This window comes from Ornithinibacillus liuyingii, assembly GCF_055550225.1.
In genome coordinates, this window is the sequence record NZ_JBPWOS010000011.1 from 58,724 (window position 1) to 83,967 (window position 25,244).

The 25,244-nt window shown below is 37.0% G+C and carries 33 protein-coding genes and 2 pseudogenes; 17 read left to right on the forward strand and 18 right to left on the reverse strand.

The features are described from left to right. Positions 1 to 17: 17 nt before the first annotated feature. The gene (trpS, locus tag ACSKT4_RS15145) at positions 18 to 1,016 is read left to right on the forward strand and encodes a tryptophan--tRNA ligase (protein ID WP_186869391.1); all 999 of its coding nucleotides are present in this window, start codon (positions 18 to 20) and stop codon (positions 1,014 to 1,016) included. Between the two features lie 6 nt (positions 1,017 to 1,022). Here trpS and ACSKT4_RS15150 read toward each other — a convergent pair whose 3' ends face one another. From ACSKT4_RS15150 to ACSKT4_RS15175, 6 genes are all read right to left on the reverse strand, one after another. Next, on the reverse strand, positions 1,023 to 1,796 hold the full coding sequence (locus tag ACSKT4_RS15150; protein ID WP_186869390.1) for a YjbA family protein: 774 nt from the start codon (positions 1,794 to 1,796) through the stop codon (positions 1,023 to 1,025). Between the two features lie 140 nt (positions 1,797 to 1,936). Next, positions 1,937 to 2,143, reverse strand: a complete 207-nt coding sequence (locus tag ACSKT4_RS15155; protein ID WP_186869389.1) for a YuzI family membrane protein — start codon at positions 2,141 to 2,143, stop codon at positions 1,937 to 1,939. 225 nt (positions 2,144 to 2,368) lie between these two features. After that, positions 2,369 to 3,610, reverse strand: coding sequence for a beta-ketoacyl-ACP synthase II (gene fabF / locus ACSKT4_RS15160; RefSeq protein WP_186869388.1), 1,242 nt, complete (start codon positions 3,608 to 3,610; stop codon positions 2,369 to 2,371). Positions 3,611 to 3,670: 60 nt separating this feature from the next. Next, entirely contained in the window at positions 3,671 to 4,609 is a 939-nt protein-coding gene (locus tag ACSKT4_RS15165) for a beta-ketoacyl-ACP synthase III (RefSeq protein ID WP_186869387.1), read from the reverse strand. A 120-nt stretch (positions 4,610 to 4,729) separates the two neighbouring features. Continuing rightward, complete coding sequence (locus ACSKT4_RS15170; protein WP_186869386.1) at positions 4,730 to 5,692, reverse strand: BMP family ABC transporter substrate-binding protein; 963 nt, start codon at positions 5,690 to 5,692, stop codon at positions 4,730 to 4,732. A 14-nt stretch (positions 5,693 to 5,706) separates the two neighbouring features. After that, positions 5,707 to 6,327, reverse strand: a complete 621-nt coding sequence (locus tag ACSKT4_RS15175) for a hypothetical protein (RefSeq protein WP_186869385.1) — start codon at positions 6,325 to 6,327, stop codon at positions 5,707 to 5,709. A gap of 126 nt (positions 6,328 to 6,453) precedes the next feature. Between ACSKT4_RS15175 and ACSKT4_RS15180 the strand changes: the two genes are divergently transcribed. Continuing rightward, positions 6,454 to 6,633, forward strand: coding sequence for a YjzD family protein (locus ACSKT4_RS15180; RefSeq protein ID WP_186869384.1), 180 nt, complete (start codon positions 6,454 to 6,456; stop codon positions 6,631 to 6,633). Between the two features lie 77 nt (positions 6,634 to 6,710). Here the strand turns inward: ACSKT4_RS15180 and ACSKT4_RS15185 are convergent, their stop codons facing one another. Next, entirely contained in the window at positions 6,711 to 7,049 is a 339-nt protein-coding gene (locus ACSKT4_RS15185) for a hypothetical protein (RefSeq protein WP_186869383.1), read from the reverse strand. 98 nt (positions 7,050 to 7,147) lie between these two features. On the opposite strand from ACSKT4_RS15185, the gene ACSKT4_RS15190 reads away from it, so the two are divergent. After that, a complete protein-coding gene (locus ACSKT4_RS15190) occupies positions 7,148 to 7,960 on the forward strand; it encodes an undecaprenyl-diphosphate phosphatase (RefSeq protein WP_186869382.1) in 813 nt (270 codons plus the stop codon). A gap of 83 nt (positions 7,961 to 8,043) precedes the next feature. Here ACSKT4_RS15190 and ACSKT4_RS15195 read toward each other — a convergent pair whose 3' ends face one another. Together ACSKT4_RS15195 and ACSKT4_RS15200 are read right to left on the reverse strand one after the other, a co-directional pair. Further along, positions 8,044 to 8,355, reverse strand: a complete 312-nt coding sequence (locus ACSKT4_RS15195; RefSeq protein WP_186869381.1) for a metal-sulfur cluster assembly factor — start codon at positions 8,353 to 8,355, stop codon at positions 8,044 to 8,046. Positions 8,356 to 8,423: 68 nt separating this feature from the next. Beyond that, positions 8,424 to 9,182: a prolyl oligopeptidase family serine peptidase gene (locus ACSKT4_RS15200; protein ID WP_186869380.1), complete on the reverse strand. Its 759-nt coding sequence runs from the start codon at positions 9,180 to 9,182 to the stop codon at positions 8,424 to 8,426. 143 nt (positions 9,183 to 9,325) lie between these two features. Between ACSKT4_RS15200 and ACSKT4_RS15205 the strand changes: the two genes are divergently transcribed. The 4 genes and pseudogenes from ACSKT4_RS15205 (at position 9,326) to ACSKT4_RS15220 (ending at position 11,356) form a co-directional block, all read left to right on the forward strand. Next, a complete protein-coding gene (locus ACSKT4_RS15205; protein WP_186869379.1) occupies positions 9,326 to 10,159 on the forward strand; it encodes a Cof-type HAD-IIB family hydrolase in 834 nt (277 codons plus the stop codon). Positions 10,160 to 10,338: 179 nt separating this feature from the next. Next, a complete protein-coding gene (locus ACSKT4_RS15210) occupies positions 10,339 to 10,488 on the forward strand; it encodes a hypothetical protein (RefSeq protein ID WP_186869378.1) in 150 nt (49 codons plus the stop codon). 19 nt (positions 10,489 to 10,507) lie between these two features. Then, positions 10,508 to 10,687, forward strand: a pseudogene (locus tag ACSKT4_RS15215) (DUF3813 family protein); the annotation flags it as partial. Between the two features lie 405 nt (positions 10,688 to 11,092). Further along, entirely contained in the window at positions 11,093 to 11,356 is a 264-nt protein-coding gene (locus ACSKT4_RS15220; RefSeq protein ID WP_186869376.1) for a NifU N-terminal domain-containing protein, read from the forward strand. 114 nt (positions 11,357 to 11,470) lie between these two features. Here ACSKT4_RS15220 and ACSKT4_RS15225 read toward each other — a convergent pair whose 3' ends face one another. Together ACSKT4_RS15225 and ACSKT4_RS15230 are read right to left on the reverse strand one after the other, a co-directional pair. Further along, positions 11,471 to 11,872 carry a hypothetical protein gene (locus ACSKT4_RS15225; RefSeq protein WP_186869375.1) on the reverse strand — a complete coding sequence of 134 codons (402 nt, stop codon included), beginning with the start codon at positions 11,870 to 11,872 and terminating at the stop codon, positions 11,471 to 11,473. A 15-nt stretch (positions 11,873 to 11,887) separates the two neighbouring features. Beyond that, positions 11,888 to 12,730, reverse strand: a complete 843-nt coding sequence (locus ACSKT4_RS15230; RefSeq protein WP_186869374.1) for a YitT family protein — start codon at positions 12,728 to 12,730, stop codon at positions 11,888 to 11,890. Positions 12,731 to 12,827: 97 nt separating this feature from the next. On the opposite strand from ACSKT4_RS15230, the gene ACSKT4_RS15235 reads away from it, so the two are divergent. The 3 genes from ACSKT4_RS15235 (at position 12,828) to yppF (ending at position 16,495) form a co-directional block, all read left to right on the forward strand. Beyond that, the gene (locus tag ACSKT4_RS15235; protein ID WP_186869373.1) at positions 12,828 to 13,691 is read left to right on the forward strand and encodes a DegV family protein; all 864 of its coding nucleotides are present in this window, start codon (positions 12,828 to 12,830) and stop codon (positions 13,689 to 13,691) included. A 198-nt stretch (positions 13,692 to 13,889) separates the two neighbouring features. Continuing rightward, complete coding sequence (locus ACSKT4_RS15240; protein WP_186869372.1) at positions 13,890 to 16,136, forward strand: beta-propeller domain-containing protein; 2,247 nt, start codon at positions 13,890 to 13,892, stop codon at positions 16,134 to 16,136. A 170-nt stretch (positions 16,137 to 16,306) separates the two neighbouring features. Then, on the forward strand, positions 16,307 to 16,495 hold the full coding sequence (gene yppF / locus ACSKT4_RS15245) for a YppF family protein (protein ID WP_186869371.1): 189 nt from the start codon (positions 16,307 to 16,309) through the stop codon (positions 16,493 to 16,495). 28 nt (positions 16,496 to 16,523) lie between these two features. On the opposite strand, the gene ACSKT4_RS15250 is transcribed toward yppF, so the two are convergent. The 7 genes and pseudogenes from ACSKT4_RS15250 to ACSKT4_RS15280 form a co-directional block, all read right to left on the reverse strand. Further along, complete coding sequence (locus ACSKT4_RS15250) at positions 16,524 to 16,928, reverse strand: NUDIX hydrolase (RefSeq protein WP_186869370.1); 405 nt, start codon at positions 16,926 to 16,928, stop codon at positions 16,524 to 16,526. A gap of 3 nt (positions 16,929 to 16,931) precedes the next feature. Continuing rightward, on the reverse strand, positions 16,932 to 17,426 hold the full coding sequence (locus tag ACSKT4_RS15255; RefSeq protein WP_186869369.1) for a GyrI-like domain-containing protein: 495 nt from the start codon (positions 17,424 to 17,426) through the stop codon (positions 16,932 to 16,934). Beyond that, a complete protein-coding gene (locus tag ACSKT4_RS15260) occupies positions 17,404 to 17,847 on the reverse strand; it encodes an NUDIX domain-containing protein (RefSeq protein WP_465823649.1) in 444 nt (147 codons plus the stop codon). The genes ACSKT4_RS15255 and ACSKT4_RS15260 overlap by 23 nt, the downstream gene beginning before the upstream one ends. A gap of 60 nt (positions 17,848 to 17,907) precedes the next feature. After that, positions 17,908 to 18,384: a hypothetical protein gene (locus tag ACSKT4_RS15265; protein WP_465823650.1), complete on the reverse strand. Its 477-nt coding sequence runs from the start codon at positions 18,382 to 18,384 to the stop codon at positions 17,908 to 17,910. 62 nt (positions 18,385 to 18,446) lie between these two features. Next, positions 18,447 to 18,875 (reverse strand): annotated as a pseudogene (locus tag ACSKT4_RS15270) (DUF1801 domain-containing protein). Positions 18,876 to 19,015: 140 nt separating this feature from the next. After that, complete coding sequence (locus ACSKT4_RS15275) at positions 19,016 to 20,515, reverse strand: alpha-amylase family glycosyl hydrolase (protein ID WP_186869366.1); 1,500 nt, start codon at positions 20,513 to 20,515, stop codon at positions 19,016 to 19,018. 621 nt (positions 20,516 to 21,136) lie between these two features. Continuing rightward, positions 21,137 to 21,502, reverse strand: a complete 366-nt coding sequence (locus ACSKT4_RS15280; RefSeq protein WP_186869365.1) for a YisL family protein — start codon at positions 21,500 to 21,502, stop codon at positions 21,137 to 21,139. 210 nt (positions 21,503 to 21,712) lie between these two features. Here ACSKT4_RS15280 and ACSKT4_RS15285 point away from each other — a divergent pair, with 210 nt between their 5' ends. The 7 genes from ACSKT4_RS15285 to ACSKT4_RS15315 all read left to right on the forward strand — a co-directional run bounded on the left by ACSKT4_RS15285 (position 21,713) and on the right by ACSKT4_RS15315 (position 25,210). Then, positions 21,713 to 22,909, forward strand: coding sequence for an ornithine--oxo-acid transaminase (locus tag ACSKT4_RS15285; protein ID WP_186869364.1), 1,197 nt, complete (start codon positions 21,713 to 21,715; stop codon positions 22,907 to 22,909). Between the two features lie 314 nt (positions 22,910 to 23,223). Further along, positions 23,224 to 23,436, forward strand: coding sequence for a spore germination protein (locus tag ACSKT4_RS15290; protein WP_186869363.1), 213 nt, complete (start codon positions 23,224 to 23,226; stop codon positions 23,434 to 23,436). A 19-nt stretch (positions 23,437 to 23,455) separates the two neighbouring features. Further along, positions 23,456 to 23,671, forward strand: coding sequence for a spore germination protein GerPB (locus ACSKT4_RS15295; RefSeq protein ID WP_186869362.1), 216 nt, complete (start codon positions 23,456 to 23,458; stop codon positions 23,669 to 23,671). Between the two features lie 91 nt (positions 23,672 to 23,762). Beyond that, positions 23,763 to 24,362, forward strand: a complete 600-nt coding sequence (gerPC, locus tag ACSKT4_RS15300; RefSeq protein ID WP_186869361.1) for a spore germination protein GerPC — start codon at positions 23,763 to 23,765, stop codon at positions 24,360 to 24,362. Beyond that, positions 24,359 to 24,535, forward strand: a complete 177-nt coding sequence (locus ACSKT4_RS15305; RefSeq protein WP_186869360.1) for a spore gernimation protein GerPD — start codon at positions 24,359 to 24,361, stop codon at positions 24,533 to 24,535. The genes gerPC and ACSKT4_RS15305 overlap by 4 nt, the downstream gene beginning before the upstream one ends. Before the next feature lie 9 nt (positions 24,536 to 24,544). After that, positions 24,545 to 24,913: a spore germination protein GerPE gene (locus ACSKT4_RS15310; RefSeq protein ID WP_186869359.1), complete on the forward strand. Its 369-nt coding sequence runs from the start codon at positions 24,545 to 24,547 to the stop codon at positions 24,911 to 24,913. 78 nt (positions 24,914 to 24,991) lie between these two features. After that, positions 24,992 to 25,210: a spore germination protein gene (locus ACSKT4_RS15315; RefSeq protein ID WP_186869358.1), complete on the forward strand. Its 219-nt coding sequence runs from the start codon at positions 24,992 to 24,994 to the stop codon at positions 25,208 to 25,210. Positions 25,211 to 25,244 lie beyond the last annotated feature (34 nt).

Consider the following 25,244-nt stretch of genomic DNA (forward strand, 5'->3'; position numbering starts at 1 on the left):
ATAAAGGAGTGTTTAATATGAAAACCATTTTTTCAGGAATCCAACCGAGTGGTTCGTTAACAATCGGCAATTATGTTGGTGCTATAAGTCAATTCGTTGAGCTACAACATACTCATCAATGTTACTTCTGTATTGTGGACGAACATGCTATCACTGTCCCACAAGATCGCTTGAAACTCCGCCAAAACATCCGCTCTCTTGCAGCATTATATTTGGCAGCTGGAATCGACCCGGAGAAAGCAACCCTCTTTATTCAATCTGAGGTTCCGGCACATACACAGCTAGGCTGGATGATGCAATCCATTAACTATATGGGTGAATTAGAAAGAATGACCCAATTTAAGGATAAATCAGAGGGGAAAGAAGCTGTATCAGCAGCGCTATTCACCTATCCATCCTTAATGGCTGCGGATATCTTGCTCTATCAAGCAGACCTAGTTCCTGTTGGTGATGACCAAAAACAACATTTAGAACTAACGCGTGACTTAGCACAGCGCTTTAACAATCGTTTCTTAGATGTCTTTACCATCCCAGAGATCAGCATCCCTAAAGTCGGTGCTCGCATTATGTCTTTACAAAATCCTACGAAAAAAATGAGTAAATCAGATGAAAATGTGAAAGCATCTATCTTTATGCTGGATGAACCGAAACAAATTGAAAAGAAAATTAAAAGTGCAGTAACAGACTCAGAAGGAATCGTAAAATACGATAAAGAAAATAAACCTGGAGTTTCTAATCTATTAGATATTCATTCTGTATTCTCCGGTGAGACTATTGCTGAGCTAGAACAAAAATATGCGGGTAAAGGTTACGGGGATTTCAAACAAGGGGTAGCCGATGCGGTCATTGCCGTTCTAAAACCAATCCAAGACCGATATCACGAAATCTTAGAATCCAGTGAATTAGACGACATTTTAGATGAAGGTGCAGAAAAAGCATCCCTAGTTGCGAATAAAACGATACAAAAAGCTAAAAAAGCAATGGGCCTTGGCCGAGTGAAAAAGAAAAATCAGTGAGAAGCCTCACTGATTTTTTGATTTCTGTTTGGATGCACCTTCTACGTCATTGTTTTCAAGCTCCCACATCTTCTCCAGGAACGGTTGTCCCTTAATTAACTTCTCACATAGTTCCTCATGGGCAAGACTCCAACCCGATTTGACACCATCATACAATGCCTGCCAAACCTCATTTTCGTCCATAAATCGAATATCTGGATATTTCTTAGGATTCCACTCCGTTAACCAATAACGTAATTCTTCAATATTATTCGATGTACGAAGCTGATCCAATCCCATCATTAGTAATTGCTTCAATTGTCGCTCTCTTCTCGTTAATCCAAATACAAGTTCCGGAGACATGGAAAGCATATGATACTCTTTTACATAATTAGCATCATCAAAACCAAAGCCCTGTGGTTTCGCCTTATCAATCATTTCATAGACTAATTGTTCCTGTCTTGGGATTAACCGACTCTTTCGAATTGGGATACGATACCCTATCGTATCGAACGCAACTATATCATTACCATCGGTTACTATACAAGCATAATCTACCACTGATCGTTCTTGTCCTTTACGAGTATATGCCCGCTTATAAATGGCATCAAGTAAGCCTTGAGGTAAGTCATGCATATCATTTTCAATGTATTGATATAGTGAGTCCGTTATGTATAGTAATGGCACTTGGTCTAGTAACTCAATTCCGTCATCCTTACGCCATTCATGAAAATAACATACATTATAGCCGTTTTCTTCTCCTTCAAACCAGTTCACCCAAACATCGTGTAAATATAACATACAACACCCCTCACTTCCCAAATGAATCACTCTGAGGTTGTTCAAAAAATTACCATCTATACCATAATTTTTGAACACTCACTTTAAAATACATTATGACCATCATTTAAAAATTTATTCGAGTGTATGCAAAATATGGATTAAGATCGATGAGGAAATGAATATACAACGAATGTCATAAGGAATAAGCCAACGGGAAGAAAATAACATTCCAAACGACCACTTACAAATAGAAAATACTCGGTCCAGGATACACCGGCCGGTAAAAAATTCATATAGGCAATCAATGTAACACCACCGGTGACACTAAGTCCAAATCCGATTAAAAATAAAAGAATATATCCCATAATACAACCACCTATGCTTGTCCTATAGATTATAATTCATTATATGCTAGTGGTTTACATGGCATGATAGAAAAGATAGAGGGGGAGATTTTTAATGAAGAGATTATGACGCACACTGTTTCCATTGTAAAGAAAATATCTATATTTTCGGGATTCAAGCTCATGAAACCCATCATTCTCCTAGTATGAAAAAAGACTGACCCATTTAGTCAGTCCTTCATCATTTTATGATTGATATTTCTTAAATATAAGCGATACATTATGCCCACCAAAGCCTAAGGAATTACTTAAGACTACATTAACATCTTGTTTTCTAGCTTCATTTGGCACATAATCTAGATCACAATCTGGATCTGGTGTTTCATAATTAATTGTTGCAGGAACTACTCCATCCTCAATGGACTTAATGGAAATCACTGCCTCTACTCCACCAGCAGCTCCTAATAAGTGACCTGTCATCGATTTAGTTGATGATACAGCGAGTTTATAAGCATGTTCGCCAAAAACAGTTTTAATTGCTTCTGTTTCAAATTTATCGTTTAAATCGGTGCTTGTACCATGCGCATTAATATAATCCACTTCTTCTGGCTGTAATCCTGCATCGCGTAGAGCTTGTTGCATTGCACGAGCAGCACCTTCACCGTGTTCAGCAGGAGCTGTAATATGGTATGCATCTCCAGTAGCACCATAGCCTACTATTTCCGCATAAATATGCGCTCCACGCTCAAGAGCTGATTCTAATGTTTCTAATATCAGAATCCCTGCTCCCTCACCCATGACAAAGCCATCACGATTCTTATCAAATGGTCGACTAGCTGTCTTCGGGTCATCGTTGAAGGATAATGCTTTTGCAGAACTAAATCCTGCGAATGCCATATTCGTAATTGGAGCTTCTGTACCACCAGCAATAATATAATCGACATCCCCACGTTGTACAGCTTTATACGCATCTCCAATAGAGTTTGCACCAGAAGCACAAGCGGTAACTGAGCAGGAATTAATTCCTTTAGCACCAGTTTGGATGGAAACCTGTCCTGCAGCCATATCCGGAATCATCATCGGTACAAAAAATGGGCTTACACGCTTTGGACCCTTTTCCATAAATTTAGTGAATTGTTCTTCGTATGTTTTCATTCCACCAATACCAGACCCAATCCATACACCAACACGTTGAGCATTCTCATCTGTTATTTCAAGTTTAGCATCCTTTAACGCCATCATCGATGCAGCAACAGCAAACTGGGTGAACGGGTCCATTTTACGAGCATCTTTTTTATCGACATATAATGTTGGATCAAACTCTTTTACTTCTGCTGCAACTTTTGCTGGAAAATCATCTTTATTTACTTGTGTTACGAAATCAATTCCAGAATTACCAGCTAGGAGACTTTCCCACATCGTGTTCACATCGTTTCCGATTGGGGTAACAGCTCCAAGCCCTGTCACTACTACTCTTCTATCAGACATTTCGGTACTCCTCCTATAATTATTAGAAATTAAAGAGCAGACATTACTGGCAGGTATCCATTACCTTCCCCAGCGTAATGCCAATGCTCCCCATGTTAAACCTCCACCAAATCCAACTAATACAATGACATCATTATCGCTAATTTTACCATCTTTAACACTTTCTGATAAAGCCATAGGTATAGAAGCAGAAGAATTATTCCCATATTTTGTAATAACCTTAGCCATTCTTTCCTCTGGAATGTCTAATCTTTCCCTTGCCGCTTCCATAATACGAATATTAGCTTGGTGAGGAATTAAATAATCTACATCTTCTTTTTGTAATCCAGCTTTCTCCAATACATTTAAGGATGATTCAGGCATTTGTCTAACAGCAAATTTGAAAACTTCACGACCATTCATTGTAATAAATCCGTCGTCTTTTTGATATAAGTGTTTGCCACCAGAACCGTTGGCACCTAATTCAAAGGAAAGGATTCCTTTTCCTTCTGAAACCTCTCCCATAACCGCTGCACCTGCACCATCACCAAATAGTACACATGTATTACGATCTGACCAATCTGTTATCTTCGAAAGCTTTTCAGCTCCGACAACTAATATATGTTTGTATACTTTTGTTTCGATAAATTGCTTCGCAGTTATCATCCCATACATAAAGCCAGCACATGCTGCACTGACATCCATTGCTGCTGCATTCCATGCACCAAGCTTTTCCTGTAGCATGCAAGATACAGATGGAAAAGGTGTATCTGGAGTAACGGTAGCTACTAAAATCAAATCAATATCTTCCGGTTTAATACCAGCATCCTCTATCGCACTAAGTGATGCATGGTAAGCCATATCAGAAGTATCCATATCATCCTCGGCAATTCTTCTCTCTTCTATACCAGTACGAGTACGGATCCACTCATCACTTGTATCTACTATTTTTTCTAAGTCTTTATTCGTTACGACTTTGGAAGGTGTGTAATGACCTACTCCTATAACTCCTACACCCATATAATACATCCCCTAACATTATAAGTTGTTATCAAATATTATGACTTGGTACTAATTTTAATGCAAAAAAGACAGACTTGCAAGGTCTAATTATCCTTACTAGAAAATCAAACCAGCAAATCAATATTGGTTAGGAAGCAAGCCTGTTTCTTTATACTTCTCAATATAATCAACTAATCTTTGTTGAAAATATTTAGGGACAGATTTACTGAACTCACCCATTGTAATATAATCATCCGCAAAATCAAATGTCATTATTTCGCCATTAAGGTCTCCCTCGTTGAATTTCTCTGCTGCTAGTACATACAAACGATCAACATGTTGCACTGTACTAGTTAGTACCGTTTCCGGTTCGACATTTATTTGATCGGACACGAATCCAATAGCATATATACCATCGTCCCCTGCAAGTTTAATAATATCCTCACTGATAGCATCTCCTGCTGGATAAATCACATCTACCCCTTGATTTTTCAATCGATCATATGCATCTAAAGCTGCTTCATTATCATTCCAATCATAAATAAATTCCATTCTTACATTCGCTTGTGGATTTTGATATTTTACTCCTTCATAGAAGCCTTCGATTTCAGGCTGCCATTGATAAGCAGCAATAATGCCTACTTCGTTAGTCTTCGTTGTACTACTTGCAATCATTCCAGCGAAAAATCCCATTCCATGCGAGTTGAAGTTCATACTAGTTAAATTATTTCTGTAGTAGTTCCCATTGAAATAAACGAAGTGGATATCGGTATAGGTTTGAGATAAATTATAAAATGCTTCCCCATAATTACTACTGTGCCCAAAAATTAGATTGGTCCCTTCGTCAACAAGATCACTTACCGCCTTAGATAATTCAGCCTCCGTACTAACATCTTCTATGACCTCAATTTCCACTCCTAGTTTTTTCTCAATCTCTAACAGACCTTTATAGCCCTTTTGATTCCATGGTTTATCTTCCATTTTCCCTTCCATAATCATAGCTGCCTTATAAAGATTCCCTGATTCTACCTTATTGCTACAACCACTTACTAAAATTATTCCGAGTATTAATAGTATTGCTATACTATACGTTCTTCTCAAATTCTGCACTCCATTCATTTTCTATCGTATTCATACAAATCTTTATAGCGTCGATAATGAGCTAGTACCTTTCTAACGTTTTCTTCTATAGGTATATTGTCACGAATATAAATCGAATTTTCAAGTTTTACCGCTTCATTTAGGAAAACTTTCTTTGAAAAGACACTAAGTTCCGAAGGTTTATTGCTTGAATGGAAAAGTGGAGCTGTTGCTTTAACAAAATCTTTAATATAAATAGCGTCCGATTGAAATTCTCTTGAATGAAAGCGAACATTGCGATTTCCTACCTTGATATCTTCCTCCGTCATTTCCATCCATTCTCCAAAAAGGATAGGTGCGTTAATTACTATAGCATTGGATAGCTTTTTTTTCATTTCTCTCGTTCTAATTTGAATGATTCTATCCGCATAAATTGGTAATTCTGTACCTCCAATGACTAACGCCACAAGGTCTTTCGGAATACTATTTGGTGGAATCAAGCGAAACGAACTATTCCTACCGACTAACATATGGAGATTTTCTTTTTTCTCCGAATCAATTTTGTCTATTCCGTTTACTTCTATACCCTTTTCTAAAAAGTAATGGACATAATGATACCCAATCCAAGAAAAACAATTATAAATGCTAATCGACATGGGCAGCCTCCTCTCTATGTAAACTATGAAGAAATACTTTTCATTTATGTGTGCATTTGGTAAACTTAATAAAGAAATTGTGTATTACGCTAAATTAAAAGTAGATTAGAAATTGAGGTGTTACATATGCGTTACATTGCAACCATTCTTTGGGCTGTATTAATAACGTTCGTACTATCCTACGTACTATCCAGTATGGGTGGAGGATCATTAGACCTTGTAGCTACATTAGTAATGGCAGCGATTCTTTCCATTGCTATCTTCATTCTAGGAGACGGTTTATTGAAGGAAAAGAAAGAGCAGTAACTCGTCTCGAAAGCAAAACCCTTGCCTTGAACTACATGGCAAGGGTTTGCTGCTTCCCGGTATTTACAATTAAGAATTTAATACCAAGGTAATAAGGTTAAGGCAGTAAGTGCTGCAAGTGGTAACACTAGTCGATTAAACCTTCTGCGTGGTCTACCGTAAAAGCCTCCATAGCCTGGGAAACCATACCCTGGAAAGCCATAACCCGGATAACCATATCCAAACTGACGCTGATCTAACATGTATGGCTGTAATTGCGGAGTTGCTTCACTATCAATTGGTATAGCAAAGTAAACATAATCATCATCTAAACCAGTTATGATACCATCAAAGCTGGTACCGTCATCTAATTGGGCTAATACATAAGAATGCATATGTGTCTTACATAAGTCATAAACCTGTTTTTTATGAGACATTTTGATCGACCTCCTCATCAACTAGACTATTCATATGCCTAATTAGAGGTGACAGTATTAGCCAATTAAGTAACTGATAACTAGGGAGAGTATAAAAAATGGAAAATTTATTGGATTTACTTAGATATTTATTATTAGGCTTACTACAAGGATTTACTGAGCCAATTCCTATTTCATCAAGTGGCCATCTTATATTAGCACGTGATCTATTAGGAGTAAGTACACCGGGAATATCCTTTGAAGCATTTGTAAACTTCGGTTCACTAATAGCAGTTATTATGGTTTATTTCAAAGACATCGTTCGATTAATAAAAAACGGGTTGCGCTACATCGTTTCTCGTGATCCTGATGCTAAAAGTGATTTCCAGTTTATTCTCATGCTAATTGTAGCAACAATCCCTACAGGTATACTAGGAATTTTATTGAAAGATGTGGTAGGGAATATAAGTAAGCCATATTTAGTAGGTATTACATTAATCATTACCGGTATTGCCCTTTGGATCATTCGTAATTTACGTGGTAAAAAAGGGGATAAACAAATTACGGTAAAAGATGCGGTAATTGCTGGCCTTGCACAGTCTGTAGCATTATTCCCAGGAATTAGCCGATCTGGAGCAACCATTGTCGCTGCTATGTTACTCGGAATGAAGCAGGAAACAGCACTTCGTTTCTCATTCCTATTATATATTCCGGTTAGTTTAGGGGTTGGGTTGCTTTCTGCTAAAGATATTGTAACTGATCCAGAATTAAATTCATTAATGATTCCGTATTTAATTGCATTTATAGCATCCATTATCGCGACATACTTTGCGCTTAAATGGTTTATGAATATTATGGCAAAAGGAAATCTAAAATACTTTGCATTCTACTGCTTCATTGTAGGTGCTTTCGCATTATTCTTCTTAAGATAAAGATAAACATAAAACAATCCCCTACCATGCTAATCGTGGTAGGGGATTGTTTTATGTTGGCATATTACGGTATACCCTAATTATTAATCCGGAATTCCTAAAGCAATTTTTGCGTAACGAGACATTCTTTCCTTGCCCCATGGTGGGTCCCAAACAATATTAACTCTTGTTTCTTTTACTTCTGGTAAATCATATAGAGCACGTTGTACGTCAGCTTCAATATGGGCAGAAAGTGGGCATCCCATTGCTGTAAGTGTCATCGTTACTGTACATACACCATCATCATCAAGATCTACATCATATATTAACCCAAGGTTGACAATATCAATACCTAATTCGGGGTCAATAACATTTTCAAGAGCTCCCATGAGATTTTCTTTTAATGCTTCATCCATGGTCTTCCCTCCTTATTCTTTCATATCTTCATTTAAACATATTTTGCTTGTTTTTTAAATGATTTGCATTACAGATGCATATCAAACCATTTGACCGTTTCTAAAATAGCATACCTGCTGACCTTATGACCTCGGCCTTCTTCACGAATAAATTTTATTTTATCATGATCGTGATACTCGTTCCTAACCTGTTGATAAAAGCTATGGGAATGATCAAATGGAACGGTAGGATCTTGATCTCCATGCCAAAATAGTACAGGCCTTTCATTTAATTTCTCAACTTGAAGCGATAAATCATAATCTGCAAGCGAATTATATAACTGTGAAACTTCCTGTTCCGTTAATGGGAGATCTCCAGCCTTCGAATAGAATGCCACCAGTTCTCTTGCGAAAGTCGTAATTTTGGGAGATCCCATTAATACTCCTGCTACTTTAATCCAAGGAAACTGGGTTAAGGCAGCAGCGGTTGTGATTCCACCCATACTCGTTCCAGCAATTCCAATTCTTTCATCTAAAAGTAAGCCTTGTTCCTCTAATTCCACCTTAATGCTATGTAAATCCTTCAAATTTTGTAACACAATATGGAATAAAAAGTAACGAACATCCGATACTTCATCTGTCTCTCTTTCACCATGATACAAACTATCAGGCAATATAACTCGCATCCCTTTTTCTGCCAATAAAAACGCCAGTGGTAAATTGTGTTCCTTTGCACTTGTTATACCGTGAAAATACACGATTGTTGGTAGAGAAGCTTTAGCTTTCTCTGTATCAACTACAACTAAACTTGGCACTCCTCCAACACTTTTTTTAGTTATTCCAATCATCTGCATAATCCCCTTATTTGTCCTGTTAATAATATGATAGTATTTTTTTACAAATAATTAAACTAATTTAACGTAAAGATTACTTTATATTCCTTTACATCTGTGGTAAACACGAATAAACTTAATTCATATGAGGTGAGTATATGACAAAACAACAACATTTAATCGCGTTAGATTTAGACGGTACATTACTTTCTGACAATAAGGTCATTAGTGAAAAAAATAAGAAAGTCATTTCTAAAGCCATGGCAGATGGACATATTGTCGTGATTGCTACTGGTAGACCACATCGTGCAAGCATTCAATATTATCATGAACTAGGATTAAAAACCCCAATGGTCAATTTTAATGGTGCATTAATACATCATCCAGAAGATAAAAAGTGGGATGTTCTTCACAATCCAATGCCTAAAAGAACTGCTCTAAGTATTGTCCAAGCTTGTTATGACTTAGATGTCTATAATGTTTTGGCAGAAGTAAAAAATCAAGTTTATCTTGATAAATATAGTCAAGATTTGATCGATATCTTTTATGAAACGGGAGATGACACCCCTTTTATTATTGGAAATTTAAAGAGTAAGTTAAATGAAGATCCTACTTCCCTGTTAATCCATCCTAAAGAGGATCATATCACATCATTACGTGACCATTTAGATGAATATCATGCAGAAGTAATCGAACATCGAAAATGGGGAGCTCCATGGAACGTGATTGAAATCGTCAAAAAAGGAATTAATAAAGCAGTAGGTTTACAAAAAATTGCGCATTATTATCAAATTCCACAGAGTCGCATTATTGCATTTGGCGATGAGGATAATGATTTAGAAATGATTGATTATGCAGGTGTCGGTGTAGCGATGGGTAATGCGATTGAACCGTTAAAATCCATTGCCAACCATGTAACGGTTACCAATGAAGAAAGTGGTATTGGCTTGTTCTTAGAAGAATACTTAAGCCTTAATTCGAATGTAAAGTAAAAACAGGTGTACCGTATTTTACCTACTATAAAAAAACTTCATCATTCCATACTAACTAGTGAACGTAAAAACGTTCACTTTTTTGTTGGCAGATAGGAAAGTATAAATATCTCACCTGCCAACATAAGAAAAACGAACACATTCGAACGAATGCTAGTTTTTCTAAGGAGGAATCTTACTTGGGCAAAGGGAGTAAATCAAAAAGATTCAGCCAACAAAGCGCAGATGCTGTAAAAAGACATGCAGAGAAGTTCCCATATCGTTCTAACTTCACCGATGCAGAACGAAAACGGGATGAAGCAGATAATCATACAGTAGGAGGATTCTAAATGCAAAAAAAATCTATTCCAACAAGCCAAAGATGCCGTTACCCAATTTACAAGCAATATTACTGGTGGCAACGCTTCAGCACAAGATAAACAAGCTGCTCATAATGCGATCCAAGCTGCTATGAATGATGCGACACCAGAAGAAAAACAACAATTACAACAGTTACAACAGCAATTGGAACAGCATCAACTTAGCTAACCTCCATCAAATTAAAAAGCCTGTGATGGTAATATCCAATTCATTCTTCGGATGAAAAGGAATTGCTGATGAAACAAGCTGTAGGATGACAAGGCTGGGACAAAACGAAAACAAAGGTAATAAAAAACGAACAATCACTATCATTACCCGGAAATATACGGAGACTCCTGTGGGAGGAAAGGGCACTGCCTGAGACCCTGGAAGAGCTTTAGCTCTGAGGAGGCTCACCAGCCGCCCACGAACCGCAAGTATATTTCCGGGGTGGGTTTGATGCACTAACTTTCATGTTCGGTTTATCCTATGTTAGAAATAGTTTTGTCTCAGCCTCTTTTCCTTATTTTCCTTTTTTCTTCCCCACTTTTCTGCTAATATAGATTTAAAAGGATTCATGTGGAGGTAGAACAAATGGGAGTAAGAGCTGAATCAACACCAAATCCAAATGCAATAAAGTTTACAACAGATAAGCTCATCTTTGAAGGGACAAACAGTATTTCCGTTATGCCAGGTGATACAAGTGAACATGAAATTATGAATGATTTATTGAAACTTGAAGGTGTAGATAACGTATTCGGTTATCAAAATTTCATTACCGTTAACAAAAGCTTCGATGCGGAATGGGACGAGGTTACCCCGAAAGTGAAAGAAGTTTTTGAGAAGCATGGTTATTAATACATGTAAGAAAAAACTAGAATTCCATTGTGTGATGAATTCTAGTTTTTTCTATATAAGTAGCCCTATTCTTTTGGCAACAACTTAAGTGCTAGCTAGGAATTATGTTGTTTTTTATACCTCTTTCAAATCTAACGGAATATAGTTTGGATTAATTATTTTACCGTCTTCCCCTTTCGTGTACATCTTTACGATGACCACCTCATCTAGCTCTTTCATTTCGTCCGTAATGTCTATACGGAAGCTGAAATCGCTCCACTCACCATCAACTGTAACTTTCTCTTCCTCTTTTAAAATGTGATCCTCTTGTTCCACTTGAAAATAAAATTCATCATTGGATGCGTTCACGTTTCCGGTAATGATTGCTTGATTATTTTCAAGTTGAATATCCACGTTTTGAAAATTGGCATATACATCATGGGTAGTTTCTGTGATTGGATCTGAAGCCTTATCAGGTTGATTTCCACATGCTGAAAGGATGAAAACAGTACTTATAATCATAAACGCTTTTTTCATTTACATCATTCCCCCTTACTCTTTTCGAAAGAATCCATAAATTCCAGCGGTCTGGACAATATTCGTGAACGCTTCTGGATCCACTTCCTTAATAATTTTTTCTAAATCATATAATTCATATCGTGTAATAACGAGGTATAGCATATGTTTATCTTGATTCGTATAAGCTCCCACTGCAGGTAATATGGTGATTCCCCGAACCATCGTGTCATGAATTGCTTTTTGTAATTCTTTCGCTTTTTTCGTTACAATCATTGCTGTTAATTTGTTATAACGAGTATGTATCGTATCAATTACTCGTGTTGTCACATAAAGCGCAACCATTGTATATAATGCATTCTCTGGTTCGTAAAGAAATCCTGCAAGTGCAATAATAACAGCGTTCAAGGAAATAAAATAAACACCAATCGGTTTATCATTCATACGAGATAACACCATGGCAACAATGTCCATTCCACCTGTAGATGCACCAATTTTCAAGGTAATTCCTACACCGATACCTGCTACTAGCCCACCAAATACGGCATTCAAAATAATATCACTAGATAGTTGAACAATTGGTAGGAATTGTAGAAATATCGAAGAAAAGATTACCGAAACGATACTATAGATTGTAAATCCTTTTCCAACTTTAAACCAGCCTAGAATAAATACAGGTATGTTAAGTAGAAATAACAGAATACCTGTTGATACATTCACTCCTATAAAATCATTAAATACACTGGAGATTAGCTGGGCAGTACCAGTAAATCCGCTAGCATATACATTAGCACTTTCTAAAAATAAATTTAAAGATAAGGCATTCAGTAAAGAACCTATAATAACAATTAAGATACGTTTCGCCTCTATTAAAAACATAACAGTCTCCTTTTATTAACAATAATTTTGACTATATCACATTATAGCTATAAACTAAACATAATATAATATTTGTAAAGAATTGAGGGTGATAGTGATGACTAATGTTACAATTATGGCTGATTCAGCTAGTGACCTTACAAAAGACTACTTCACTGAATATGGCATGGAAATGGTCTCCTTAACGGTTCATTTAGAAGATAAGGATTATAAAGACGGGATCGATATTACACCTAAGAACGTTTTTGATGCGATGCGTGAAGGAAAATCCCCAAAGACTTCCCAGGTTTCACCACAGACTTTTAAATCTATTTTCACCGAATATGCCAAGTCTAATCAAACATTAATCTATTTGGCATTTTCTTCAGAGCTTTCCGGTACATATCAAACAGCAAAAATGATGGAACAGGAAGTAAAAGAAGACTATCCTGATGCAGACATATCCATTATCGATACAAAATGCGCTTCGATTGGTTATGGTTTAGTCGTGCTAAATGCGGCTCGATTAGCTAAAGAGGGTAAAAGTAAAGAAGAAATAATGGATGATGCGAAAAAACGGGCACTTCATATGGAACACATCTTCACAGTAGATGACCTAGAATATTTAAAACGTGGTGGAAGAGTAAGTAAAACAGCAGCCTTTGTTGGAACCTTATTAAATATTAAGCCCATCCTACATGTGGAAGACGGCAAATTAATCCCTCTCGAAAAGATGCGTGGGACGAAAAAACTTCTTGGCCGTATGGTTGAATTGATGGAAGAACGTGGTGGTAATTTCGAAAACCAAGTTATTGGTATTAGTCATGGTGATGACCTAGAACGGGCAGAGGCACTTGCAAAAATGATTAAAGATAAATTTGGTGTTAAAGAAGTTGTTATCGAATTTGTTGGATCTGCAATTGGTGCTCACTCTGGTCCTGGTACACTTGCACTATTTTTCTTAAATAAATCATTCCAATAAAAATTCAGGAAGCATGTGGAATAGTACTATTTTCCACATGCTTCTTTGATGTGGTAACCTTTCCCTCTATCAGCAAGTCAAGCAAATCTTCGTATAAGCTACGATTACGATATTTTATTGGGATCTTGAAACATTATGGAAATTGTCTACGTCTTATTCGTAAAGGTTCATTTTTCCTATACGAATGAGGTGGAGAATGTGTATAAAAAGATAGTACTAATCAGTATCATTTCCATTATTGGTGTTTGGTTACTCGTGGTGTTTGGATTCTCTAACAAAATTACAGCAGAGATACCATCTGCATCTAGTTTTGTTCCAACATTTAAAGATTGGACCATACACTTTTCAGAATCGATGGATCCAAAGACCTTTACGGAAGAAACGGTAATCGTTACTAATAATCAAGGTGAACGAATTCCAACCGAGTTAGAGTGGAATGATTCATACACGATACTAACACTTTTCGCACCTGAGAATGGTTATACTGTTGATGAATCGTATGATATTACCATTACTAGTAATGTCAAAACCGCAGACGGTGATAAACTCGCCAAGCCATTACAACATGCCTTCACTGCAGTAACACAGTTACCTAACATTAAAGATCAAAAACAACTTCTCACGTTATTGAAAGAACGAATGACACAACAAAATGAAAGGAACCAAAGCTTCTCTACCATGCAGGAAGAATCTGCGGATATTGCTGCTGATGCAAGTAGCGGACATATGGGAGATGGTGAAAGCTCTACGACAAATGTTCAAGTAGAAGGAGTAGATGAAGGAGACATCATAAAGACTGATGGCAATTCTCTTTTCTTCGTACGTGATGGAGATATTCTCATCACATCAACAGATAAGGAAAACAGCCAATTATTAAGCCAAATAAAAGTGGAGAATTATTACCCACAAGAAATTTACCTACATCATGACCTTTTAATTGTCATTGGAGAAAAATCAGAACCACTTCGAGATAAGGAATTAAACTCAACGAAAAATAAAGTTGGTATCGTAGAGCCTATTTTCTTCAGCCAGACTTCTACCTTAATTTATGATGTCAAAGATCCTAAAAATCCAAAACAAATTCGTGAAGTGAGTCAAGAAGGATATTATAGTTCATCCAGAATTCTAGATGGTTATTTATATTTAATTGCTAACGAATACCCTCCATACCATATTTTAAGTTCAAATGAGGATGTAGATGTAAGGCCATTTATAAAGGATTCTACTGTTGGTGACGAAAGCAAACCTGTTGCTTTTCCTGATATGTATTTCTTTCCAGATAGTACGGAAGAACAATTTCTAATTCTTACTTCCATAGACCTTAACGATATGGAAAAGGAAGCAAATATGGAGACCTACCTTGGTGCATCTCAGCAAATCTATATGTCTCATAACAATCTTTATATAGCGGTTAATAAATATAAGGAAATGGAAAATGAAGAAACCGAAAACGATGGAACCGATACTAGTGAAGTTGTCTCTAGTGACATGATGATATGGCTCCCAAGGGAAGCAGATACTGAAATTTCACAGTTCCATATTGAGGAAGGTACGTTGACATACCATGCATCAACTATAGTAAGTGGTACACTAATCAACCAATTTGCAATGGACGAACGAAATGGAATATTCCGAGTGGCGACGACTAAAGGGAATACTTGGGATGAAGCATCGTTATCTACTAACAATTTATATACGTTTGATGAAAACTTAAAGCCTGTTGGGGCTTTAGAGGGATTAGCAGAAGGCGAACGGATTTACAGTGTTCGCTTTATGGATGAAGTAGCTTATATGGTTACATTTAAAGAAGTAGATCCACTGTTTGTCATCGATTTACAAGATCCATCGAATCCAACTGTTCTCGGAGAATTAAAGATTCCTGGGTTTAGTAACTACTTGCATCCGCTCGATGAGAATCATGTCATAGGATTTGGGCAAGATACGAAAGTCGAAAAAGAAGACGGCATGAACGAACCAATCGTTCTTACAAATGGATTAAAGATTTCCGTCTTTGATGTGACCGATCCAACCAACCCGAAGGAAAAATTCTCAGAAGTAATTGGTCAAGGTGGTTCCTATTCTGAACTACTCTATAATCACAAAGTACTGTATAAGCATCCAACCGAAAATATTTATGGCTTTCCTGCAACACTATCCGAAACAAAGACGGTCCATAAAGGTGATATAAGCTACGAGGAATACAGTGTTATTTTCGAAGGGGCATTACTATATGAAATTACCCCAGATGGGATTCGTCTACTGGATACGATTACACACCAGGAAACGTTTAACAACTACCCAGAATGGACTTCTGAGATTAAAAGAATTGTTTCGGTAGAAGATAGCCTTTACACCTTATCTTGGGATCAAATGAAGGTGTATGATTTAAAGCAAAAGCAAATGTTGAAAACGATAGAATTACCTGAGCTATCGTTTGAATATTGAGGATTGGTAGGAGGAAGCATCGCTCGTTCCTCCTCATTTTTTACCATTTCACATAAAGCGTTTAAGTAAGTCCCTCCAATAATTAGCAACTTTTTATCATGATATCCCACACTGAAACATATACATGTTATACAGTTGTACTAGCAACTTTTTGATAAGGAGGGCATTATATGCTAATCAATGAATTAGTTTCTGACTATGAGATGGAACGAAAAGAATCTCCTAAAACATTGAACGATATATTAGATTACTATCAAAAGAAATATATTGCAGGAGAAATAGATATTCGATTTTATCGTGATGTATACAACTATTTACACCAGCAAGGTGCCACCTCCGCACATGAATACAGCTACTAATATTAAACAAAAAAGCCAGATGTTAGTACTAATCTATCATCTGGCTTTTTAAGCACTTTTCTATTAATTTTTCATCCTCAGGATAGGCATGCTCAATCCCCGCTAAACCCTCTAATGAAAACCATGCCATCTCCTCAATCAATTGGTCAGGATCATTAATTCCACTACTGTTACTAATCCTATCCACTACAAAATAATGTGTCGTAACGGAAATACCCTGCTTAACAACTTTTTTAACATAAATTTCTTCTTTAATCGTAACAGTGTAGCCCGTTTCCTCTTTCACTTCCCGTATACAACAATGCTCTGGTGTCTCTCCTTCCTCTATGCCACCAGAAGGGACTGCCCATTGGCTACTCCCTTTTGCTCTAACCATTAACACTTCCCTATTATTATTGATACAAATAGCCGCCGAACCTCTCCACTCCTCCATCCTTTAAGCTCCCTTCTCCTTATCTTGAACTGTATCTAGCAGAGCAACGTTCAGATTATTGGAATCCCTCCATTGATAATAAATCTCAAGATGCCAACTGCTGGTTAGTCGGTTATAATGATTTTCATCTATCCACTGATGTAATTCTTCATATGACTTCATAATTCCCGTGGTAGGTCCTCGGTGTTCCCAAACAGCATAGCTTTGAGCGGGAATGGTTAACGTCACCATCCCTTCAGGTATATCTTCAAACGCCTCTACTTCCATACAAATCCAATAACCGTCCTCCTCATCCGTATCGCTATCCACTACGAATGCTCCTATTTCTATAGCTGGATTTTTTAAATGCCTTATTTTCCCTCTCTCTTGCTCCAACCGTCTTGTTGCTTTTGGAATTTCCACACTATACTGATCACCTGGACATAAAACCCTATAACCAACAAGCTTTAATTCATCCAATGGTATAATGGTTTTACTATTGAATACATTCTCTTTCAATGGAGCTTCCCCCCTTATTTTTAAAGAGATAATCAAGTAATCTAGTATCTACCTCATCAATAGTGCCAATTTCCTTCACCATATCCCATAGTATAATGCCTGATGTTTCTTCATTTTCCACAAAATCCCCTATCCTATCTACATAAGCGAAATAAACTGGATTATATTTGAATGTACCTTCATCGATATTCTGTGACTTAAGGAGTCCTTGAAATGTCATATCGCTAATTTGCTGACCAGTTTCCTCATAAAGTTCACGGATTGCACATTGCTTAGCACTTTCCTGCCCCTCTCGACTTCCGGCTGGAATTTCCCACTGATTTCGCCATTTATTAAAACAAAGCAAAAACTTATCTTCGCATGGTAAAATAGCATAGGATCCTGCTAGCATCTCAAAGCTACTCATATCTTTTTCTTCCAATATTAAAAAATCAAGAAATCGAAAACCATTCTTCTTCCTCTGTATCATTACGATCCCCACTTATAAGCTTTCTTCTTTATACCGATCAAAGTATTGAAGCCATTTTATTAGCTGGTTCTCTATATCAGGATTAGTACTTAAAGTAACAGACTGGAGTTGACCATTATGAAGGTATATATGCTCTGTCCATACCTTATCAAACTTCTTCTCCGCATAACCTATCTGATCGAAATATGCTTCTTGTATCCAATTCCTATCATCTAGATTGATAAAAAAGATGAAAAAGCCATCCTGAATAGACTCGATTAATTTTTCTTTTGTTATATGTTTTATATAATGAGGCTCAATGATGACAAGCTTATAATCTTCTAATGAGTTATCAATCACAAAGGAATACTTCACATGGATTGGAAGCTTTTCGAATGCTTGTACCATCGATTCATTATCTCCAATATATTGAACACCAGAAGATAGCATTACTTCCTCTTTTTCTATATCAGGAGAACAACCGTATAATAGGAGAAATACTATAGTCATTAGGATTAATCTAATCAAATTGTTCTCCCCCCAATCATAGAAACATTCCTTAGACCTCTCTTTTAGTTACTCACGTCTGGATAGATTTCTCTTAAAAATGTCATAGACTGTTTAATCAGTTCTTTTAGCACCTCTACATCGATATCAGCAAGCTTGTTAATATAAACACATGCTTTACCTGAAGTATGCTTTCCAAATTTGGAGAGCAGTTCTTCTCGTTTAGGATCTCCTGTTGCAAAGTACAGACTAATTTTCGCTTTACGTGGCGAAAAGCCAACTAGTGGTGCATCGCCTTCATGACCCGAATCATATTTATAATGATACGACCCAAAACCGATAATACTCGGTCCCCACATTTTAGCTGGATATCCCGTTACCTATGTAAAGATATCGAGTAATTGATAGGCATCCTCTTTTTTCCTCGGACTGTCAACCGTTTCGATAAATTCTATCACACTATCATCATTTTGTTTCGTCTTTAACTCGTACATTTCCAATTCCCCTTTCTCGTTCTCCCCATTGTGCCCGTAGAACTACCCATACCATAGTTACCTTCCATTGTAGTCAATATTCGGAATTATAACAATAAAAAATAGCATTAGACTAGCCGCCTAATACTATTCATTGAACCTTATTCTGTTGCTTCGCGCTTTCTTTGCTTCCTAGTTAAATAAATTACCGCAGAGACAAATGATAATAGAATGATAATCATAGGAGCAACAAATCCCCAATTTATACCTGTATTTTCTTCTACAATAAAGACATCAGCCGTCTCTCTTGCTAAGCCTAGCTTATATTCTCCATCATGTATTTCTCTTACAAGGTTATCACCTAGAAGACCCCTTAACTGTAAATCAGGAGCAAGATCTGTAATGGATACCGCTCTAGAGACACTATCATTGTTAATTGCAATATACATGATTTCATCTTGATACGTGCGCTTCATAACACTCATTCCTTCATTCGAACCAACCAATTCAAAATCTCCATACTGTAGAGCAGGGAATGAATTTCGTAATGCTAGCGCCTTCGTATAAACTTCTTCAAGATCTGGTTCTCCACTATTAAAGTTTACTAAACTATGGATTTGTTCTATCCCCGCACCATACATCGGCACTTCAGAACCTTGGAATAGTATAGGCACGCCAGGAGTAGTCAATAATGAAACAAGTACAAGCTTCCATGTATTGATATCATTTCGTTTATTTTCAGCAGCAACCTGGGTAAAGCGGTTTAGTGTTTTATTATCTACATAATGAAGACTGTTCTTAATTCCTAATTCTTCCCATTTCGTATAAATTTGTTCTACAGGATTATCCTCATGGGAAAACACATCCGCAATTGTTTGTGATAGTTCTGGATTATCTACTGCATCTATCGTTTGAATATTCATGAGTTCTTCAGAAACTTCCTCCCCAAGTACATTTGCAATAATGTATACATTAGGGCTTTCTGCTTTTATTTCCCTTGTCAATGTTTCAAGAAATTCTGGAGATGCTTGGTCTGCAGCATGTAAAATAAACCCATCTACATTCCCCTCATTCATCCAGTACTTCGCTACATCAATTAGCATAGCTTGTACTTCTGGATTAGCTTGATTTAAAACAGTAATATTTTCTAACCAAGGTTCCTTACTCGTATCTATATCCGCTTGTTGTACAATCCAATCCTGTTTGTCTGAATCAGTGACTATTGGGTGACTATTTGCAACATAATTTATCACTAATTCTAGCATTACTTTAATGTCACGATTATGTGCCTCTTGTACGAAGGACTGGAATTCTTCCATTGTGCCAAATTGCGGTTCTACGGAATAGAAATCTTCAATCCAATAACCATGATAGCCATCTTTGGCGTTCGCCATAATAGGCGATAGTGAGATAGCTGTGAAACCAATTTTCTTTATATCATCTAGTTTCATCATGATTCCTTTAATATCTCCACCGTGATATGCTAATGGATCGTCAATTCGTACTTGGTCACTAAATGCTTGACTCCCATTATTAAATCGGTCTACTAAAATATCATAAATGATTTCTTCCTGGATGCTATTCTCTTCCGCAAAGCTTATAGCTGGATATGTATGGAACAATACCAGTATTGCTATAAGCATACTTGCTATTTTTTTCATATTATATTCCTCCAGCATTATTTCTCTCTAATCCATTATTACCTAGTTCACTATATATTCAACATAGTCTATTAAGTTGTAAAAAACATTAGAAAAACTAACACATTCGCTCACTCTTAAACGAATGTGTTAGCTTTCTTATGCTGATGGAGCCTGGGACAAAAGAATCTATTTGAAAGGAAAAACTGGTTGATGAGCAAAGACCCTGCTCCGGAAATATACTTGCGGTTGCTTCCAGTACAGGGGCGACATCTGCTCGAAAAGACCATCGCAGTGTCTACCTTGCACTTTATCACAGCATAAGTGCGACATCTGCTCGAAAAGACCTCGCAGTGTCTTCTTTACCGCCGGGCGGCTGCCTTAGCCAGGCTACTACTTGATAATCTTCCTTGCTGCCTTGCACCGAGGAAGCCCGCTTCGTAGCTTTGCTAGTAGACACAGGTGCATCCAAGGTCTCAACCTTGCCCTATCCTCCCGCAGGAGTCTACGTATATTTCCGGAGCTAGTATTGTATATCATTCAGTTTTGCATTTAATTCTTTTCGTTATGCCCCTCAACCTCTACCTGCCAAAAAAAGATGTCTTAGAAGATTCATTATCTCCTGAGACATCTCTTTCCGTTTTAATGAAATCCACCTGGTAAACGGAAAAATCCTAGGACTAATGTTATTAGAAATGATACTAGCAGTACAATCCAGCCAACTTTAGCAGAGTCGCCATCTTTAATCTTACCTAATGTCATCTCCATCCCTGCTATTACCCCGATACCAGCAATTCCTTTTACAATTGCTTCAGCCATCAATGGACTACCATTAAGGTAATTCATGAGTAAGTCACCACCAGAATAAAGAATGACTAGATAGTCTAAACGAAGAATCATGTGTACAATTTTAGCTGCTTTCTCATTTCCTTTTTTATGTAACACAATTGCTACAATTAACAGTATGAATGCCACTACCCAAGCCGTAACATGTAAATGTGTATTCATTCTTATCCTCCTAATTTTTAAACAAATCTATCGCAATTATATCTTATCACACCATATAAAGAAGTTCAGCTTATATGAAATATTTTTTATAAAGTTATTAAAAGAAATAGTAGATATAATCATTCATTTTATTGTATATTTATACTTGAAGATATAATTTTATAAACTTGTTAAATTATGGTACATTGCTAATATAGGAGGCGATTTTTTATGACGAAAACGAGTGAATTAATTATTAACCAAACCGAAACATATGGCGCTAAGAACTATCATCCACTACCAGTGGTTGTTGCGAAAGCAGAAGGAGTATGGGTTGAGGACCCTGAAGGAAATCGTTATATGGATATGCTAAGTGCATATTCTGCTGTTAACCAGGGGCACCGCCACCCTAAGATTATTGATGCTTTAGTAGAGCAAGCTGGAAGAGTAACCCTTACCTCTCGAGCATTCCACAATGATCAGCTTGGTCCATGGTATGAAAAAATTTGCAAGCTAACCAATAAGGACATGGCACTTCCGATGAATACTGGAGCAGAAGCAGTTGAAACAGCTGTGAAAGCTGCACGTCGCTGGGCATATGAAGTAAAAGGTGTTGAAGAAAACAAGGCTGAAATCATCGCATGTGAAGGTAACTTCCATGGACGTACCATGCTTGCTGTTTCCTTATCATCTGAAGCAGAATATAAGCGTGGTTTTGGGCCAATGCTACCTGGTATTAAATTAATTCCTTATGGAGACATTGACGCTCTTAAGGCCGCCATTAATGAAAACACAGCTGGTTTTCTCTTTGAGCCTATCCAAGGCGAAGCGGGAATTGTTATCCCACCAGAAGGATTCTTAAAGGAAGCATATGAAGTATGTAAAGAAAATAATGTTCTATACATTGCCGACGAAATCCAAGCTGGCTTAGCACGTACAGGTAAAATGTTCGCATGTGATTGGGAAGAGGTTGAACCTGATATGCTTATCCTAGGGAAAGCATTAGGTGGAGGCGTCATGCCGATTTCATGTGTTGTTGCTAATAGTGACATCTTAGGCGTATTTAATCCAGGCTCACACGGTTCCACATTTGGTGGTAATCCATTAGCTTGTGCCGTATCTTTAGCTTCTCTTGAAGTGCTAGAGGACGAGAGGTTAGCAGAGCGTTCTTTAGAACTTGGAGAATATATGATGCAGGAATTACGTTCCATCGACAATCCAAAAATAAAAGAAGTACGCGGAAAAGGACTGTTCATTGGTGTTGAGCTAACTGAATCTGCACGTCCATATTGTGAAGCATTAAAAGCTAAAGGTTTACTATGTAAGGAAACACATGAAAATGTAATTCGATTTGCACCACCACTTGTTATTGAAAAAAAGGATTTGGATTGGGCGCTTGAACATATTAAGGAAGTATTAAAAGGATAATCATTTCGTGCACCAAGATATAACTAAATATTAGACATATAACCGAATGATGCACGATACTAGCTCCGGTAAAATCGGGGACCTTCAAGTTTGTGCTACTCATTCGGTTTTTCTTTTACCTTATCCATTTGTGCCTAAAGCTCCATCTCGTTTTACGTGTAATAATTGTTATTACACTACAAATTGAGATGTCCCGTTGGTTTCAGTCCATTCTCACACTCTCTACTCTACACTGCCACAACCTATAAATTAAGACAATCCCCACTTTCAACAATTCCGTTCCTTTACATAAACTATCTAAGAGGAGGATTCATATGCCAGCAAAAGTAGGTGCAGTAAAAGTAAACAATGTATCGTCATCTAGTATTTTTAACATTGGGGACGTGTATGCGATGAATCCGGTAAGTAGCGCGAAGACTTATGCTGGTGGAGGATCTTTTAATACTGGAGATGGATTACGAATTAATTTAAGCCAATCCAACACCTATGTTTATGATAAAGATTTTATTGATCAGCCAACAGCTTAACATACTGGAGTGAATATCCATGAACATTACCGTTCATCAATCGATTCATATTAATCTATTAAAAGTCGGTTCGATTACAAACTCCTCCGTATTACAAATAGGTAGTACCGGGGCAATACAAGCGAAATCAGAGTTATATAATACAGGGGGATTTACTGAATTCGCTGAAGAAGCGGAAGCACAGGATCAGATTAGTCCACTAGTGCAACTTAGCCCACTGAATCCTATCACATAATTCCACTTACCGCATAGGATATTCATAGGTATTAGCCTAAAACGAGAATAAACAACAGCCTTAGATAGTTTGTCAGGTAAGGGGAATGACTATGAATATGTATGATTGGAATAAATACATCTATGAAATACAGCAAGCTACATCCAAACAAAGTGAACAAATTAGATTACTTGAAGAAAGAATAGCTATTTTAGAAAAGCAAATTCAAGAAAATTCTAAGCCAACTGTTGATAAAATAGAGTACCATTTTGATCAGCTTAAAATAGAACGATTAGACGGAACACTGCACATTGGGCTTTCCCCGAATGAATTAGCTAACATAGATGACTTAGGGATTCCAACTATGCAAATGTCCAATGTTCAGCAATATCCACCATCAACACTAAACCAAAACCTTATTCCTACCTTGAATAATTTTGTGAATCAACAAGGGCCAGAAATGATTCGTAGCCTGTCCCAAAAATATAATAAACCGATTGATAAGAAATTAGAAGGTGACATGATTCATGATATTTTAGGTCAAATTCCGAACCGAATTGCCTTCTATGAAAAAGAAGCGAGAGAAAAACATCAATTCACCAACAGACCAGAATTGGAAAGTTTTATCGTGGATCACATAAAAAAAGAAATCTACCATTCATTACAACGCTTTATGGAAACGACTGATAGTGAAGAAGGAGAGGCTACATGAATATAGAAGTGCATAATTGGGGATTAACAGTAGGAGATGTTGCGATTGAAGCCGTTGCTTCTTCCTCTGTATTTTTAATCGGTGATAATGAAACAATTAAATTGGCTTCCTTTTATGATACGCCGCCAGAATCTTATATCGTTGGTACGATTGTTCCACTATCTCCTGTTTGAGGTGAGAATATGCAACATCGATATGTTCAGGTTTTAAATACAGCGGTTAATTCTATTGCGTTTAGTTCTATCTTCAATATTGGGGATACCGTACACTTTAATCCAACTTTCAATGGTATTGCCGTACAACGTGAAGGTACTGTTTGGAATGATGATTATGACTTAGACTTTGAAGACTTTTCACTTTTCCAACGAGAAGCTAGTTGGATAGAAGAAGAATTACCTGTTGCGATGCATCGTTATCATCGGAATGGACAGATTAATGTAGGTGGCGTTTCAATTACCGGGGTGAGTGAGTCTTCTTCTGTGCATATTGGAGGATTACAGCATATTAATGCAGAGGCTAGAATTAAACATATTCGTAAACTAAAAGATTAAAAAAGTACTAAACTTACACACAGGTTCCTAGAAAGCAACATACTGTAAAGTAAACTCTTATTTTAGTAGGTGTTTTGCATGCCATCAATCGTCGGACCAGTTAAAATTAATAGTGTTGGGGGTGGCGTTGTCAATTTTGGTGATTCTTTTTATCTTTCACCAAAGAGCTCGTCTAAAACGGTGACTGGTGCTGGCTCTCTCAACACTGGAGACTTTATTAACACAAATACTGGAGGAAACCTGACCAATCACTTTGATCCAGATATAAATGACCAAAACCTAACAGCCAATGCCTAAGTCATGGTCAGCTTGCTGGGGTAACTTTTTCTAC